2 protein-coding genes are annotated in these 465 nt (G+C 51.6%); both read left to right on the top strand.

Annotation, left to right across the window (positions count from 1 at the left end; translation table 11 throughout):
* A partial coding sequence (locus tag BTA35_RS18545) for a uroporphyrinogen-III synthase (RefSeq protein ID WP_238377630.1) occupies positions 1-208 on the top strand: 208 nt, incomplete at its 5' end.
* Between the two features lie 16 nt (positions 209-224).
* Positions 225-465, top strand: a 241-nt coding sequence (locus BTA35_RS16670) for a hypothetical protein (RefSeq protein ID WP_139363710.1), incomplete at its 3' end; no start/stop codon positions are given.

Here is a 465-nt window from a genome sequence, read left to right on the forward strand (position 1 = left end):
GATGATCAGCAGCTCTGATGCGCTGAAGAATTTGGTACAGTGCGTGGGATCTAGTGCCCCCGCACTGTTTGGCAAAACAATTTTAGTGTCTAGTCCCCGTTTACGCCTTGAGGCTCGTGCCCTTGGCTTTAAAAAAATAGTCCAAGCCCGAGGGGCAGGCACTCAATGGCAACTGGCAGCATTGGCAACAATTGCAAGCCAGCGCTAACGCATGAGGCGATCTAATGAGCGATAAACAGCACACCCCCCCTGTCTCTCCAGCATCTCATCAGCCTGAGGAGAAACCTGTTGCGGATCATTTGGTTTCTGAGACCTCTGCCTCGGCAACGGGTGATCAAGGCAGCGCTATCCTTATTTCGCCTGAAAAGCCTGAGTCAACGGATAAGCCAAAAACTGAAACCGAAAAACCTGCCGCTGAAGCCTCAATTGCGCAAAAGCAGACTTCTATCCCTGAGCCTTCCTCTC

It is taken from the genome of Oceanospirillum linum (genome assembly GCF_001995095.2).
GTDB classification, from domain to species: Bacteria; Pseudomonadota; Gammaproteobacteria; order Pseudomonadales; family Halomonadaceae; genus Oceanospirillum; species Oceanospirillum linum.